Annotated in this window: 10 protein-coding genes and 4 pseudogenes; 6 read left to right on the top strand and 8 right to left on the bottom strand. The window is 60.2% G+C overall.

The window, feature by feature from the left end; genetic code table 11:
- Positions 1–11: 11 nt before the first annotated feature.
- A pseudogene (locus GVO57_RS14395) lies at positions 12–1,180 on the top strand (DUF2235 domain-containing protein).
- Positions 1,181–1,477: 297 nt separating this feature from the next.
- Positions 1,478–2,356 (top strand): annotated as a pseudogene (locus GVO57_RS14400) (IS110 family RNA-guided transposase); the annotation flags it as partial.
- A gap of 2,113 nt (positions 2,357–4,469) precedes the next feature.
- On the opposite strand, the gene GVO57_RS15535 reads toward GVO57_RS14400, so the two are convergent.
- Positions 4,470–5,279 carry an RHS repeat-associated core domain-containing protein gene (locus tag GVO57_RS15535; protein WP_327785569.1) on the bottom strand — a complete coding sequence of 270 codons (810 nt, stop codon included), beginning with the start codon at positions 5,277–5,279 and terminating at the stop codon, positions 4,470–4,472.
- A 198-nt stretch (positions 5,280–5,477) separates the two neighbouring features.
- On the opposite strand from GVO57_RS15535, the gene GVO57_RS14410 reads away from it, so the two are divergent.
- The gene (locus tag GVO57_RS14410) at positions 5,478–5,750 is read left to right on the top strand and encodes a hypothetical protein (protein ID WP_160594102.1); all 273 of its coding nucleotides are present in this window, start codon (positions 5,478–5,480) and stop codon (positions 5,748–5,750) included.
- Between the two features lie 163 nt (positions 5,751–5,913).
- Here the strand turns inward: GVO57_RS14410 and GVO57_RS14415 are convergent, their stop codons facing one another.
- The gene (locus tag GVO57_RS14415; protein ID WP_160594103.1) at positions 5,914–6,072 is read right to left on the bottom strand and encodes a hypothetical protein; all 159 of its coding nucleotides are present in this window, start codon (positions 6,070–6,072) and stop codon (positions 5,914–5,916) included.
- 251 nt (positions 6,073–6,323) lie between these two features.
- Between GVO57_RS14415 and GVO57_RS14420 the strand changes: the two genes are divergently transcribed.
- Positions 6,324–7,160 (top strand): nucleotidyltransferase domain-containing protein, encoded by an 837-nt coding sequence (locus tag GVO57_RS14420; protein WP_160594104.1) that lies wholly within the window; start codon positions 6,324–6,326, stop codon positions 7,158–7,160.
- A 172-nt stretch (positions 7,161–7,332) separates the two neighbouring features.
- Positions 7,333–7,854: a GFA family protein gene (locus tag GVO57_RS14425; protein ID WP_160594105.1), complete on the top strand. Its 522-nt coding sequence runs from the start codon at positions 7,333–7,335 to the stop codon at positions 7,852–7,854.
- Between the two features lie 336 nt (positions 7,855–8,190).
- Here GVO57_RS14425 and GVO57_RS14430 read toward each other — a convergent pair whose 3' ends face one another.
- The 3 genes from GVO57_RS14430 to GVO57_RS15705 form a co-directional block, all read right to left on the bottom strand.
- Complete coding sequence (locus GVO57_RS14430) at positions 8,191–8,685, bottom strand: RES family NAD+ phosphorylase (RefSeq protein WP_160594106.1); 495 nt, start codon at positions 8,683–8,685, stop codon at positions 8,191–8,193.
- 4 nt (positions 8,686–8,689) lie between these two features.
- On the bottom strand, positions 8,690–9,040 hold the full coding sequence (locus tag GVO57_RS14435; protein WP_160594131.1) for an antitoxin Xre/MbcA/ParS toxin-binding domain-containing protein: 351 nt from the start codon (positions 9,038–9,040) through the stop codon (positions 8,690–8,692).
- A gap of 274 nt (positions 9,041–9,314) precedes the next feature.
- Positions 9,315–9,707, bottom strand: a complete 393-nt coding sequence (locus GVO57_RS15705) for a JAB domain-containing protein (RefSeq protein ID WP_160594107.1) — start codon at positions 9,705–9,707, stop codon at positions 9,315–9,317.
- 63 nt (positions 9,708–9,770) lie between these two features.
- Between GVO57_RS15705 and GVO57_RS14445 the strand changes: the two genes are divergently transcribed.
- Positions 9,771–9,983: a hypothetical protein gene (locus GVO57_RS14445; protein WP_160594108.1), complete on the top strand. Its 213-nt coding sequence runs from the start codon at positions 9,771–9,773 to the stop codon at positions 9,981–9,983.
- 491 nt (positions 9,984–10,474) lie between these two features.
- On the opposite strand, the pseudogene GVO57_RS15710 reads toward GVO57_RS14445, so the two are convergent.
- The 3 genes and pseudogenes from GVO57_RS15710 to GVO57_RS14460 all read right to left on the bottom strand — a co-directional run.
- Positions 10,475–10,597: pseudogene (locus GVO57_RS15710) on the bottom strand (PEPxxWA-CTERM sorting domain-containing protein); the annotation flags it as partial.
- A gap of 1,208 nt (positions 10,598–11,805) precedes the next feature.
- Positions 11,806–12,914: pseudogene (locus GVO57_RS14455) on the bottom strand (replication initiator protein A).
- Positions 12,915–14,101: 1,187 nt separating this feature from the next.
- Complete coding sequence (locus tag GVO57_RS14460) at positions 14,102–15,142, bottom strand: ParB/RepB/Spo0J family partition protein (protein WP_160594110.1); 1,041 nt, start codon at positions 15,140–15,142, stop codon at positions 14,102–14,104.
- Positions 15,143–15,180: the final 38 nt, after the last annotated feature.

Below are 15,180 nucleotides of genomic sequence, written 5' to 3' on the forward strand. Positions count from 1 at the left end.
GGGGCGCTGGCATGCCGAAAAACCTCGTCATCCTCCTCGATGGCACGTCGAACACGATCAGCGAAAGCCGGACCAACATCCTGCGGCTGTTCGGCGTTCTCAAGAAGGACGAAAACCAGCTCGTCTATTATGACCCAGGCGTCGGCACCCTCGGCGCTGACAGCGCATATTCGCACTTCCTGCAAAAGGCGCATGAGCTCTGGGGTCTCGCTACCGGCTGGGGCTCGATAAGAACGTCAAGGAAGCCTACCGGTTCCTCATCGACCACTACGACAACGGCAAGTCGGACGGCTCAGGCGAAAGGGACCGCATCTATGTCTTCGGCTTCAGTCGCGGCGCATACACAGCCCGCGTGCTGGCAGGGTTCATCCACGCCGTAGGTCTCATCCCGAAACACAATCTGAACCTGCTTGATTATGCGTACCGCGCCTACAAACGGGTCGATGAACAGGACACGGCAGGCGCATTCAAGGAGGTGCGCCTCTACGAACGCGCCTTGGATCCCGATCGACCACCAATCCGCATGCTTGGCCTGTTCGATACCGTTGCGTCACTCATCGAGCATGGACCGCGTGGCCTGCGGCTGAAGTCGCACGCCTTCACAAGCGAGAATACCAGCGTCCAGTCCGTGTACCACGCGGTCGCTCTCGACGAGCGCCGGACGATGTTTCGCCCACAGCTCTGGCCAGCCGGGAAGCCATATTGGGGCAATCCGTTCAACAGCGAAGCCGCCATTCCCCAGGAGGTGGAAGAAGTCTGGTTTGCCGGGAGCCACGGCGACGTCGGCGGCGGCTATCCCGAACATCAGAGCGCCCTGTGCAAAGTGCCCCTTGTCTGGATGCTCGATCGCGCGAAGCAATGTGGCCTCGAGTTCAAAACGGCCAGCATCAACTCACTGGTCTATGGCAAGAGACAGGACTCGAAATACGTCCCGCCCGATCCGCTGGGACCAGCTCACAACACCATGACGCTCGCATGGTCGATCCTCGAGTTCCTTCCGCGACGCAAACCCCGGGACTCCAAACGGCCATCGTTCCTCGGCATTTCTTTGCCGCTCTTTGAACCTCGCAATGTGCCCGCTGACGCAAAGATCGATGAGTCTGTGCACAAGCGCAGATCCGAGCTTGGCTACGCGCCCGTCAATCTGCGGCGAGAGGAGATTGGCGCGTTGTCCCAGTGATGGCACAGCCGCAGGGTAGCAAGCGCCGCCGCCGCTCAAAGATGTGCTAGCGCGTCTCGCGCAACTTGACGCGCGCTGGGCTTCATTCTGCCGCGCGCGCCCCCCCTTCCCTCGCCATGCCGGTCGCAGCGACCGGCAGAAACTCCTGGCGATAGGCGGTCGGGATCAGCCGCATCTGAGCGCGAAAGTGTGCTCTGCCACCTGAAAACTGGATTGACGTGATGGGGTGGACGGCCCCTGCACCAGCGTAGCTGTGCAATGATGCGGCCGTAGAGCCACGTCTAGAGGAGCCGTCCCATGCAGCAGGATGTTGTGACCGTCGGAGTTGATCTGGCGAAGAACGTGTTTCAGGTTCACTCGATCGGTGCGGATGGGAAGGTGTTGGTGCGCCGACAGCTCCGGCGCGCCGAGGTGCTGAATTTCTTCTCGGCACTGCCGCCCTGCCTGGTCGGCATGGAGGCGTGCGCGTCGGCGCACCACTGGGGACGCGAGCTGATAGCGCTCGGCCACGACGTGCGGCTGATGCCGCCAGCGTATGTGAAGCCGTACGTGAAGCGCGGGAAGACCGATGCTGCCGATGCAGAGGCGACCTGCGAGGCAGTGACCCGGCCGACCATGCGATTTGTGACGGTGAAGACGCCCGAACAGCAAGCCGTGCTGATGCTTCACAAGACCCGCGACCTACTCGTCAGGCAGCGGACCGGGCTCATCAACGCGTTGCGCGCCCACCTCGCCGAGTATGGCATCATCAGCGGCAAGGGGCCGGGCGGGGTCACCGTGTTGATGAAGGTGCTGCACGAGGCGCAGGAGCGGCTGCCGGAGCACGCGCGATCGGCCCTCCACACGATCGGATCGCAGCTTCGCGCGCTTGCCAGTGAGGTGCAGCGGCTTGAGGCCCAGATCCTTGCCTGGCACCGATCCGATGCTGCGAGCACCCGGCTCGCCACCATTCCCGGCATCGGTCCGATCACCGCTTCGGCCATCGCGGCGGCCGTGCCGGACGCGACCATGTTCCGATCCGGGCGGCAGTTCGCGGCGTGGCTCGGCCTCACGCCGCGACCACACGGCTCAGGCGGCAAGGAGAAACTGGGCGGCATCAGTAAGCAGGGCGACGGCTATCTGCGACGCCTGCTGGTGGTCGGCGCCACTGCGGTGATGCGCATGGCGCGCAACGAGGTCTACGCGGCAGCTGCCGCGTGATCGCCATCCCCGCCGCAAGCTGAGCAGCGGCGGGGTGGTGCAGAGGGTAGCTCAGCGATGATGACAGACCGGTCAGACCGGGGATCGCACAAACCCAGGGGAGCAGAGCGCCTCGAGCGCGATGACGTGATTAGGGATGCGATCCGCGGAGTTCATCAGGGCCAGCAGCCATGCGGTGCTGCGCGAACAGGCCGAACACATGGATGCACCCGACCGGTGCCCATCACGCTGCAGATACTCCTTGCACCGCAGGGGCCGTCCACCCCATCACGTCACTCCCAACGGAACAAGGCGGGCCATGCACTTCATCAGCCAGCGATGACTATCTGGCTTATGATGTAGCCCAAGGCAGCCGATGCAACGTTCACATACTCTTGGTCGCGTGCTGGCCTTATTCGAACGGATCGGAGGTGATAGAATCCATAGACCGCTTTAACTCATGTTAGGCCTCCAAATCGACAGCCCAAGGATCGCCCCCACCCAGCCTAGCCCAATGATGACATACGTTGGTGTTAACGTTGCCCTGGAAAGGATTGCTACAGCCACGAACCCAACTAGTAAGCAGGCGGCTCCCCGCATTCTGTAATGTGGAACAAAGCTGACCACAATTGCAAGCGTTCCGAATGAGTAAAATACTGATCTCAGTAGAAATACACGATCCTGATTGAAAGGCCATACATTCTGAATTTCAAAAATCACTCCCGCGATAGCTGCGATAAGCAGAAGGGCGATTGCACGAACGATAATCATGTCAGCATGGCCCCTTAGTTTCCGAGTTACAGGCGTTTTGCAGGACCTGTTGGTCCACGCCTTTCCAGGTGCTATCCACCTGCGGCCCCCAGATGCCTTCCAGAATTGGAGCCTGCTGCCATGCATTCCCCTCGCCATAGGTTTGGATAGTGATGCTACCATTCCTTCCAACCTCACCATAACGCATCACAAAGCCCTCATTATTGCCGGGCCGATCGGCCCGGCGGGAGCGGAGCGACCTGGCTGCGCACCCGCGCGGCCACCTGCAACGCCGGCACCACGCCATAGCGCACCTGCCAGCGCCCCGCCGATTGATATTGCTGGATGATTTGCCACAGGCGACTGCAGGGCAGTTTCAGCGACGGCGCTTATTGCCCCGTAAAAACCACCACATGCACCCCCGGCGACGGCGGCGCTTTTATCTCGCCGTAAATTCCCATACCCCCTCCGACGCCCATGTCTCCAACGACGAGCAGCTAAAGCGGAAGAGATTCAAGTGCTTAGCACGCCCCTGGCACCAAAATGGCACCAGAGTCTCGCTCATGGTGCCACCTGCCTCCCTAAAAAACGATGTGCAGACAATGGCTTACACCATAGGGGGAGCCAGTCCTTTTATCTTGCATTCGTTCTACTCCGTCTCTTCCGCGCCAACACCGTCGATGCCGCGTCCGTCTATGTCGCGATCAGCAGGACACGGGAGGGCGCGGGCCGCGCCGGCCTCACCGAGGCACTCGGCCTGCGCGATGGCGCGCAGGTCGGGCGATGGACAAGAAGATCAGCGGAATGGCTTTCCTAGCTCACGACCACGACTGGCCGTCTAACCAGCGGGGCCTTTGGAACGAGCGCTCCAGAGCAATGCCGAGATCGACAAAAGAGCCGTGTGGGCGGCAACTATCGCAAGCCAAGATAGTATGAACGTTCTCCTCTGCTCAGCGCTCACTATCACTGAGCCAACTTGCCCCGCGTTCCACATTCCAGAGAACATGTTGAGAAAGAACGATGACTCGATTGGCAGGAACGAAAATATGATAGCTATTGCCATTGCCCCGAGGACAAGCAGCCAACCCGAAGTTCTACCAGACAGCCTGGAAGCAACAATGATTATGCCCACGCCTATCACAAGCTGAATCGCGTAAGATGCGTCAGAGGACGAGCCGATAAGTTGCAACCCTAATAGGATTAGCGACAAAACAGCAGCCACAAAGGATAATAAGGTAAAACATAACCGTCCACTCATCTAAACCCTCTCCTAGTGCGAGCGCGCTCGATAATAGTCCTCGAGTTACTCACCCACGTTCCGCGAGCGGCGTTTGAGAGAGGACCCATCTGCTTCCAAGAATTACCTTCGCCATACGTGCGTATCGTAACCCCCCCCCTGATTATCAGGAACGACCTTTCTAACTACGAACCCTGAGCCAGGAGCGTGATCAGCTTCTGTAAAGTTGGTCACCACAGTTGTTCCTGACGTGTCCCGGCTTGTAAAGGAAGTGACGTGATCAGCCCCCCACGGCCCCGGAATGTTTACGTCGATTGATGTTCCCCCAGGGGTTGCAGCGCCCTCTCCGGGGGTGGGATGCTGAACAAGTTCACCTGTCAGCAAATTACCGTAAGATGCATCACCGGTGCCCGCCGTTACGTCGACATTATAACTGTGGAAGGTTATGTCAGACGGCTTGAAGTCCTCCCAGCCCTCAGGCGTAGGGAAGCTAACCGGGTCGAACGACTTGTCTTCAGGCGTGCAGACTGTCGTTCCATCGTTGCTTTCGCAGCGCTCCCCCGTTGGATCGCGCCCGTTAACCGGATCGTTTGCGACATACGTATACAGATTGATTTGGTCATCATAACCGATCGGATCGGTCTGCAGGAAGCGGCCGAGGGTTGGAGAGTAGATGCGTGCCTTGTAGTAATACATGCCTAGCTCAGGAATCCAGGCTTGGCCAGTATATTGGAACCGCCCTGTGTTGCCACCACCGGGGATGCCATACTCGTCATAGGTGTTGATGTCGGTCACTGCGCCCGACCCATTGGTGACCGCGATGATTGAGCCCTGATGATCGGCCATGAGATAGCGTGGTAAGGCTGTGCCGGTGCCCTCGTACCAGATAACCGGATCATCCTCCGCGGCGCCGTGCACATAGCGCCGCAGCATCGTGCCGCGGAAGCTGACTGACCGGCATTGGCGGAAGCAGACGTTCATTGCTCTTGTCGGGAATGGCCGACTCTGGGTCGGGAGCCGTCACGGCTCATAACGGGTCGATAATGGCGGCTTTGCCTCTCTCATGGAAAAATGCTGTCGTTCGTAAAGCGACCCCATTGTGGACGTTAAGCCAATCGCTATCCTGATCGCGTGCAACTGCTGAAAACATTCCCTTGGTGGCTGACTGGCCTGCTTCTCTACCTCTGGTCGGTTCCGATGCTCATCGCTGCCCTCTGGGTTTTCGATCTTCGTTTCTCATATGACGGAGATCTGCTTTTTTGGGTGATCGCAGCCTACATTCTGCCGGTTGGTGCGATCCAGGAAATGTCGGGAGTAGAGTTTGGCACCTCACTGGGCATCTACCTCGGCATCTTGGCGCTCGCCACTGCATGGTTCGTGCGAAGCCAGCGCAACATGCATTAACTGGTTTGAACCAGCGTCTGCAAATCCACCCATCTGCGGTCATTGGGCACTTTCGCTTTCACTCCCGACAGCGGACATGGCGTCAGGCTTCCGTGCCGCCTCCTTGGCCTTTGCCGGGTATGAGGCCATCGGTGAAAGCTGCATGGCATCAGATATCTGAAACCTATCTATCGGTTCCGCGCGACTTTCCCCATTGGCGCGCCGCCGCGTAGCCGAGATAGCCGGTGGCAAACAGCGCGTAGAGCGGCTCGGGCAGGCTTGCCAGATAGGCGCCCATGTCCTGGGCGGCGGCGGGGTCCATATTGGCGGGGCAGCGGTCCACGCCCTCGACCTCGCTCCGATGCTCCGCGCGGCCGGGCAGGCGCGAGACGTCGGGGCTTCTTTGGCTTATGGGATTTGGCCTTTGTTCCAAAGTCCGAAGCCTCAGGAACAGTCCGCTTTCGCACCTCTTTCGAAAAAACCTGACAGGCTGAAACCGACCCCAAAGCGGCCTTCGCATGAGGCACCTGATGAAGGCGTGATTGAATGTCCTAGCTATCTCAAGTATGCAGGAGTGCTGGCTTAGAGAAACGTATGACCAGCACCCTTCCTCCCGTTCACGCCGCTTTTGTCGCACGCATCCTCGCGGCGGTGAAGCATCATCCGTATGTCGACGGTCTGCTTGCGGGTGGCTCGTTCATCCATGGCGGATTGGACGAACACTCGGATCTGGATTTCGTCCTCGTGATCGACGAGGTTGCATATCCGCAGGTCATGAATTCACGAATGGCATTTGCACAAAGCCTGGGCACGCTGATCAGTGCCTTTTCGGGAGAACATGTGGGCGAGCCGCGCTTGCTGATCTGCCTTTACGGGCCCCCGCTGCTCCACGTGGACCTGAAATTCGTGACTGCATCCGATCTTGATCACCGAATCGAGATGCCTGCGGTGCTGTTTGCGCGCGATCGCGAACGCATCGCGGCACAGCTTGGCGCCGCGACGATCGCTTGGCCCAACATGAGCCCGGACTGGTTCGAAGCACGCGCCTGGATTTGGCTGCACTACGCCGCCACCAAGCTGCTGCGCGGCGAACTGTTCGAAGCGGTTGGCATGCTTTCCTTCTTCCGTGAACAGGTGCTCGGTCCGATGCTATACCGCCGGGCAGGTCTGCCGCAGCGCGGGGTCAGACGGATCGAGATGCTTGGCCTCGACGGGGACAAAGCGCTTGCATCGACAGCGCCGCAGCTTGAGGCTGCGTCGGTCAGAGCTGCGCTTCTATCGGCGCTTAACTTGTATCTCCAACTTCGGGCGGATGCGCCGCCGCAGAACGCCACCGATGGTATGCCGTCTATGTTGCTGAGCTTTCTTGGAGCTGACCTGTCTTGCTCGAACGTCATCTCGGTTCCAGAGGCACAGGACGTGATTGATTGACGGCAGCTTCCCACCCATCAGCGGCCATGAGAGGGGCCGAGCCGCGATCCTGAAAGCGGTATGTCGGCTTTGCTCCGGCCGCGAAAAGTTGCTGCCATTCAGCAAACGACCCCGTTACTGCCGTTCCAGCCTTCGCTACACTGACAGATGATCACGGCGTGAGGGCAAAGCGATGAGAGGCGATTTGACAGGTGGATGTTTGTGCGGTGCCGTGCGCTACACTCTTCGCGATGGATTTCGATTTCGACCGTATGCCTGCCATTGCACCGACTGTCAGACGCGAACTGGCGGAGCCTTCAGCAAGCATATGTTGTTCGCCAAGCAGGATCTCGACATCGCGGGCGAATTGGACGTCGGTTCCTATGAACAGCCGAGTGGTGCCCTATCATCGATCTGGGGTTGTCCGAATTGCAAGGTCCGCATTTTCGCCGAGAATGACAAGCGTCCGGGCTTTGCATCGTTGCGCTGCGGAACGCTCGATCGAAGCCACGAGGTTGTACCTGCCGCTCATCTTTGGGTCAGCAGCAAGCAAGCCTGGGTGACGCTCCCTGATGGGGTACCCGCACTTGCCGAACAACCACGGACCCAAGCCGAATGGATAGCGCTTGTCGGCCCTACTCCGAGTTGGCGATCAGCCTTGCAAGGTTTTGCTGCCAAAGCCGCCATGCCGGAAACCACCCATTACCGGTCATAAGCGAGGTCGATGCTCGGCTCTGAAAGCAGCATGGCGGGTTTTGGCGAACCCAGCCATTCAGTATGTCGTTCGGGAAGGACCGCAAAGTCCCAGTTCCGGTCGTGCGCAGCTCTCGAATCAATGGTTTGATTTCGGCAGAAATTGCCCTGCCGCTTTTGGGATCGAGCCCAAATGCTGCTGATGGTTTCAAGCAGGTGATGGGGCGGCGGATGGTCACCCGCTATGCTATCGCCATTCCTCATAGCGTCGTCCCCGCCCGTGATTTCCCGTCCATCCTGGTACCTCGAGGCCGGTCTCGGCAGCATCAGCGGCTAGGCAGCGGGTGTGATCTCGCCATCAGCTTTCGCGCAGCCCGAGCCGGTCATCGTCGTCTACAAGCCGAAGGCACTCGTCCCACTTCCAGAGAACCGCGTTGAGCGCCTCCGGAGGCGCGCCCCGCGCGAAGCTCGGTACGATCAGTCCACGATATCCCTTGAGGATTGCGGCATGCGCCAAATCGTGTGTGAGCACCGCCTGACCCGTCAGCATGCGGTCCCGCCACGAAGCGTGAGCCAGCTCGTCGCGCGTAATGCCGAACGCTCTTAGTGCCGTTGCGTCTCGGCCATCGAGCAGTGGCCCAATGTCCGCCTCATAGGCGACCAACATCGTCGGTTGCAGCGTTCCCACCTGGTTGGCTTCGCGCAGCGCGGTTTCGGGGGCGAGCGATGTGTAAAGCGCGGGTTGGCCGATGCGGTTGAACCGTCCACCGTAACGGGCCGCTCCCTCGCCAGACAGCGGATTGCGCGCCCACCTGGGATTCAGAGCACGATAAAGCAGCCCGGTATACTGCATGGTGTCAGGCGTGAATGCCTGCGTCGACCGCGTCGATGTAGGTCAGGACATCATCGGCGCGGTTGTCCTGCACCAGATCCATTGCGGTCCTGCCGGAAAATCCGGGTAACGGCTCAGAACGATACCACGCATAGGCAAGCAGCGATGAGCCGAAACGCGGTTCGACCTTGTTGAGCACTTCAACCATCTGGCGGATTCGGCGCTGCGTCCGATCGGAAGCGATCCGGTCCTTGCGCTGTATGGCATCCTTGCCGAGCCCGAGCGAGCGAGCCAGCTCCTCAACGGTTGTACGGAGGGTCGCAGCGATCTTGCCGGGAGCGAAGGCGCCATTCTCGGCGTAGTTCTGAAGCGACATTGCCAATCTCCACGGGTTCTGACGCATTTTAGCGTCTAAATCGGCGGCAAGCAACGTCGCTATCACTGGTTGGCGTCGCTCGCCGGATGCATCCGGCCAGCTGGTGTAGATCGCGGAAAAGGGGGCATCGCGAACCGCGAGATCATTCGAAGGGAAGACGCTCCCGCTGGCGAGGAAGCCCTCGTTGAGCGGCTTGGCGGTGATCTGCACCATCTCAGGCAGGCCACAGGCCATCTCGACCTGCTGTCGCCTCCGACTTTCATCCTCAGATGGGTCAGAGCAAACCCGCGGCTCTCATCGAGAAGACGCCGCCGCTGGCAAAAATCAGGTGGTCGTGGAGGGGCACTTCGAGCTGGTGACCGATCTGAGCAAACGACCGTGTGACTGCTATGTCCTGGAGGCTGGGAGTCGGGTCCCCTCCCGGATGGTTATGGGCCATCACCATACGTCGCGCTCCGGCGTTGAGCGCTTCATGGAACACCCTGCGCAGTGGCGCGTCCACATATGTGCGGCTACCGATTGCGATCAACAGGTCCTTAAGCGGACGCCCATCAGACGTCAGAAGAAGCACTCGAAAAACCTCTATCGGCAGCGATTTAAACGATGGAGAAAAATAGGACTCGAGAAGACTCTGGTCCAGATTGGACCGTTTTTGGGCCAACGCCATTGAAATGCCAAGCGTGAGTTCGCTTTTAATGATCGGACCTCTCCCAAAGAAAGGATTGCCGATATGTGCACAAACCAGACCATACCCCAAATTGGAACCAGAGATAATCTAATTAATCTTACAACTGCGGAGATCAGGGAAAACCTGACCGTCGTCGCTGACATCCTCGGTCTGCGGGGTCAGGCCCTGGCCGCCTGCTATGTCTCCATGGCAGTGGATCAGCTCAACCGGCGGGATATTCTTGCGGCAGAATCCGACAGCGCTGTCGCCAAATGATCAGGTCTCTCCGCCTGCCAGTCGGCCAGAGCTTTCGAGTAGTGTTCGAAGGCCCTCCCCTGCCCTGTGCGGCAGCACGGAGCGCAATGTCGAGCTCGACGAGAGGCGGGATGCCCAATGACCGCTTGATGCCCTCAAGCGCTCGACGGGCATAGCTTTGACGATATGTTCGTGCCGCGCTGGCATGCTGCGCATGCCCAACCGGGTCACGAACAGCGCGCCAAAACTCGTCAAACGGGTCTCGAGGCCCCTTCCCCGCGGCCCAGGCGACAAGAAGCGCAAATCTGAGCGCTCCGGTCGGCTCGAGCGGCCCATTCGCACAACGTTCGGCCGCGTCGGTCAGCGCCACCAGCGCACGAAACACCAGCTCATCATGTCCGATTCGCATACCCGGCAATTAGAACATTACCGGAACATCGTCTCCTGTGGCTTGTGTGCCAGCCAACGGCAGTCTGGATGATCCGCCGAGCCTTGTTGCTCGGTCATCAGCCCTACGCAGCTGCAGTGTGGTTCATTGCGACACGGCGATGGCGAACCATCGTACCGGTTAGGCCGAAGCCGCAGATCAGCATTGCCCAACTCGTCGGCTCAGGCACCGCATTGGCGGTGATGGACCATGCAATCTGCCCTAGGGACGGGGATACGAAGCCTTGTAGCCATATCTGCGGCCGGCCACGCGAAATGTGGCATACCGTGGTGAACATGACCGGGATCGCGCAGTCCGTTGCGGCTTGAAAATCAGGCGGATAGGTGAGCCTGAGTGTGACTGAGTTTGGCGTCGAAAAGCAGGCTCCGAAGCCAGCGCACCCAATGTACATCGGCCGCAGGTCGGATGTGACCCATCCGCTTGGGCGCCGGGTATAGATGACCTCTGGCACCTCGCTTGATACTCTCGGCTCCATAAGGGAACCGGCAGACCAAGTGAGCGTGTAATCCCATGTTGTGCCTTGGCTGTGGGCGATCGGGGCCTGGAACAGGCCACCGAAGCGTGCACCCGGTTCTGCGACGCCGGACATAATCACGTTCGCGTCCGCGGACGTCGCAACCGCCAGCGCTATTGCCAGAGCGTTGAACACCTTCATGCTCCCTTCGAAGGAATGATCGGGCCCGTCGTGCTTGGTTCTCTCATTCATCGGTCCACATCGCCAGTCGCAAAGCATGCCGCTGCGCATGGCTATTGCGTAGATGGAAATGCTTCCGACCGTTTCTGAGGTTCCTCCCTCCCCTGCCTATCCCCGAACGGTACCGTGGACAGCGGCGATTTCTTCGCATGCGCTCATGAATCAGCCGGGAGGCGGGTAGCTTTGTCCGGCGGTTACCGACTGTATAGCTTTGTGACCAGCTTGCTCGAGCCGTCAGGTGCGATGCCGCTTCACGGATCTCGGTGTTGCGATGCTGGGCGTATCTCTCAGGAGGCTCTTGCCCGCTTCAACCCCCTTCGATTCTTTTGGGAACATCTACCCATTTAGAGATTTAACCGGTGTTTTTAGAGAGTTAGCACAATAGGACCGGCGGGTAAGGCATTGAAAACATGCGATGAAGCTTGGACAGCTTGTTCCCGTTGTGTCGTGTCCCCGTTCCTGATGTATCGATGACGGCGTTCCCGATGTGTCGAATGATCGTTCCCGAAATGACGATCGCTGTTCCCGATGTATCGATGGACCGCCAGGTGGTCTGAAAATAGCCCGCCGATTGAATCAGTTTGGCAGGCGCCTTCCGGAATGTCGTTCAATCGGGCTGCGATCATCTCCATCCCCACTTCGCCCCGGGTCTCGACTCTGCGCTGGCTCGGCACAAACACGATACTTCAGGAACGCCCCGCTCACCGCAGCGTGTGACGGTTCGCCTCGTGATAGCGGCGCACCCAGCCGATGAACGCGTTCTGATAGCTCGCCGGGGTACGAGCAGGGTCTTCCGCAAGCCACTCACGAAACAGCTGGTGCAGGTTGTGATAGTCCCACCCGGGACATTCGTGCCGGAGTTGCTCCAGCGTCTGCGGTGTGAGGTCGATCAGACGTGGGCCAGGGTGCGCTGCGGACGGGCGAGCCCCCTCGCCTCGCTTGGCTTTCTGCGCCGGTGGCCGCGCCGGATTAGCCTCCAGTCGCCGGCGCATCCGAACCGAAGGCTCGCGCTTGCCGTCCACATGCTCAACCTCAAGCATGTAGCCCGGCAGTTCATTCCGCTCGACGATTTTCAGGAGCTCGAACTTGAACCGGCGGTACTGCCCTTCGGCTCCCGACTTTTCAAAGAGCGTCGGCATCGAGATGGCAAAGCCCCCTCCCCTGCCCCGCCGGCGTGCTTGCGGGCAACCTTGTAGAGCCACCGCTCTCGCCCACCCGAAATGTCAAAATATGCCCTGTCGATCGACAGCACCCCGCCCTGCATCAGGACGCCTTCGTAGAACCAGTTGCTGAGTTCGATCGTCATACCCCGCGATCGTTCGGTCTTTTCGTCGACAAGCTGCGTCCAGCCATCGAGCCAGCTGAAGGTCGCCTCCCGGCGGTTCTCTGCCCGGATGTTTGTCTTCACCGTGGTCGCGACCAGGCGATCAAGCGCTTGACCCAGAAGCTCGTACGCGCGTCCCGTCGGCGGTCGTCCGATCGCCCTGAGCAGGTCGTATGGCATCAGGTGGAGACGCCGCGGGATGTCATTCAGCCCTCGCCTTGCCATGTCGGCGAGCGCCGAGGCGCAGTAAATGAGGATGTCCGCATCCCAGATCGTCGCCATGCCATAGTCGGGGTTGGCCGACACATGCACCCATAGCTTGCCATCAGGGGACCGGTAGTCGATCGGCTTGATGCGCTTGGACTTCGAGATGCTGAAAAACGGCCGCTCCATCATCTCCCGCTGATCACGCAGCGGCAGATCCGCGAGATACGGCAGGAACAGATCGAACTGTTCGGAGCTGAGTTTTCGTTCGATGCTGGTCATGACCCGTACCATTGCCCCCCGGACGCCCCCACGCGAGCGCCCTGTCCTTTCGACCGATGTTTCCCCGGGGAAACATCGATCCTGCGTCCCGAAGCCCCCAGAAAGTTTCCCCGGGGAAACATTGTTGGAGGTTCACTTCGGCTTCTTCCGATCCCCAAACTGCAACCGGGCGAGGGCCGCTCTGGGAGCAGACAATCTACAGATCCACGATGGCCCCCAAAGGCGTGTCTGAAGATCGGCGGCGAGCTTTCGCACCGGCTTAGGGCTTGGCTGCTCAGACTGAGCCCTGACCACTGTGCTCCGATGTTTCCCCGGGGAAACATTCCCCGACCAACTCGATCCGCTAGGTTGCTTTGACCCGACCGACGGGCAGGGGGCTCGTCATACTGAGCAGGGGCGGACAAACGTGCACGATACGGCAGAACGTCCTGCCGGGGTCCAGCACCAACATCACCGACGGTACGATCGCCATACGCCTCGACAAAGCCCAGCCTGACAGTTCGGCGCTCGCCTGGGTATCGCGAGGGAACTTCCTCGGCAGACAATCTGGTGGTTGCGCACACCAGGATGCTGGTCCGCGGTCGTGCAGGCGGGCCCGCACAGTGCATCTGCCACAGGAAAGGCAAGAGGGCTGGGTGTGTGCCGGGAAGTCTCGAATAGAGGCCTGAGGCAGCGCTGTTCATCGCACATACCCATCGCAGCCGGCCAAGCCGGTTCGGGTCAGGACATGCCCGGCCAAATGTTTCCCCGGGGAAACATTCTCAGATGCCCGCCCGCTTGACCGGCCTCGGCCACAAGCCGATGCCGAGAGCCAAAGCCTTTGGGTAGACATGGGCGCAGCCAGGCTCGAATGTCTGCCACAGGCGCCGCAGGCTTTCGATAAGCCCTGCCGCGCCACACTGCTCTGAGATATCGGACGGCCTCCAAATCGGCGAACAGCCACGAACGGGAGAGGGCAGGGGGGCAAGTGATGTCGGCCGCGAGACCGACTGGCACGCTTTGCATGAACATCCTGGCCGGCCGTTTTAGCGACATGTCGAGGAAACGCCCCGGGATAACCCGAGCCCGATGTCGTCTCGCTAAACTCTGGTATTCCCGTTCTAGGTCAATGGGTTGCGCGCGAATGTTTCCCCGGGGAAACATGTTTCCCCGGGGCAAGAGACATGAAAAGTTTCCCCGGGGAAACATCACCTGAGCCGTACGCCGCCACTCGCCTCCAGATGCCCGAGCATATCCCGGAGCGCATCCAGCAGCTCCTCGTTGCTGGCTCCAGAGCCGGCATGTAGCCGCACGGTCACCCCCTGGCGGTTTGCAGACTGAACGCTCACCATCGGCCGCCCAAGGCTGCTCTGAACAGCCCAGTTCGGAGCCTTGGCCTTCTCCGCCGTGTCCGGAGCCGCAAGCAGCTGCGCCAGAACCTCGGCGAAGGGAAGGGGGCTCCGCTGCTGTCGCCGGCGATCGGCTTGCTCAGTCGCAATGGCCTTTGCGCGCTTCCGAATAGCCTTGGCAGCAGCAGCGTCGTCCAACGCCTGCGCCAATGCATATGCCGGTTTCAGCGCCACATCTGCGGGCGACGCGAAAGCCGCGATCACGTCGTCAGGAATGGCGCCGACCTTGAGCATCTTCGACAGCCAACCCTTGGACAGCCGCAAGCGCTCAGCCATCCGCGTCTGGTGCCCGCCATAATGGGCATCAAGCGCAGCGAGGTAGTTCCGCGCACGCTCCAGGTCGGACACGTCCTTGCGAGCCCGGTTCTCGATGTCCGCCAGCCGGAATGCAGCTTCATCGTCGAGGTCCGCGACCTGGGCCACAAACATCATGTCGGGCCAGCTGTTGGCGCGCAGCCAGCTGATCGCAAAATGTCGCCTCGTGCCGGCGATCACCTCGAAATCATGGTCCGGATCCCCGGTGATCCGCCGCACGACAGCGGGGACCTTCTGACCGCCCTCAGCAATGATCGAGTCTATCAGATCGCGGACGCCTTCCTCGGTCAGATGGGCATAGCTGCGTGCATTGCCTGCCCACACCCGAACGCGCTTCGGGTCGAGCAGATGCTGGGTCACCTGGCGCACTTCGCCGGACGCCACCCGCGCAAGCGCGGCCTCACGACCGAGCAAAGTCATGCCGCGAGCACGAGCAGGGCGCTCGTCAACGACGGGGGGAGGGGAGGGGACGGCTTCTTCGTCGCCCAGCAGATCCGCAAGATACTTTGACTGCTTACCGGCCATGATGGTTTCCAGTGGGTTTGGGGGCGAGATCCAGCGTT

Source organism: Sphingomonas changnyeongensis (assembly GCF_009913435.1).
GTDB lineage: Bacteria > Pseudomonadota > Alphaproteobacteria > Sphingomonadales > Sphingomonadaceae > Sphingomonas_B > Sphingomonas_B changnyeongensis.

Bases quoted from the DNA above. Each gene is read 5' to 3' on its own strand.
- GVO57_RS15535 (WP_327785569.1), bottom strand. From the start codon at position 5,279: ATGCTGCGGCGCTATGTGCACGGCGCCGCGGAGGATGATCCGGTTATC.
- GVO57_RS14420 (WP_160594104.1), top strand. From the start codon at position 6,324: ATGACCAGCACCCTTCCTCCCGTTCACGCCGCTTTTGTCGCACGCATC.
- GVO57_RS14425 (WP_160594105.1), top strand. From the start codon at position 7,333: ATGAGAGGCGATTTGACAGGTGGATGTTTGTGCGGTGCCGTGCGCTAC.
- GVO57_RS14430 (WP_160594106.1), bottom strand. From the start codon at position 8,685: ATGCAGTATACCGGGCTGCTTTATCGTGCTCTGAATCCCAGGTGGGCG.
- GVO57_RS14435 (WP_160594131.1), bottom strand. From the start codon at position 9,040: ATGTCGCTTCAGAACTACGCCGAGAATGGCGCCTTCGCTCCCGGCAAG.
- GVO57_RS15705 (WP_160594107.1), bottom strand. From the start codon at position 9,707: ATGGCGTTGGCCCAAAAACGGTCCAATCTGGACCAGAGTCTTCTCGAG.
- GVO57_RS14445 (WP_160594108.1), top strand. From the start codon at position 9,771: ATGTGCACAAACCAGACCATACCCCAAATTGGAACCAGAGATAATCTA.
- GVO57_RS14460 (WP_160594110.1), bottom strand. From the start codon at position 15,142: ATGGCCGGTAAGCAGTCAAAGTATCTTGCGGATCTGCTGGGCGACGAA.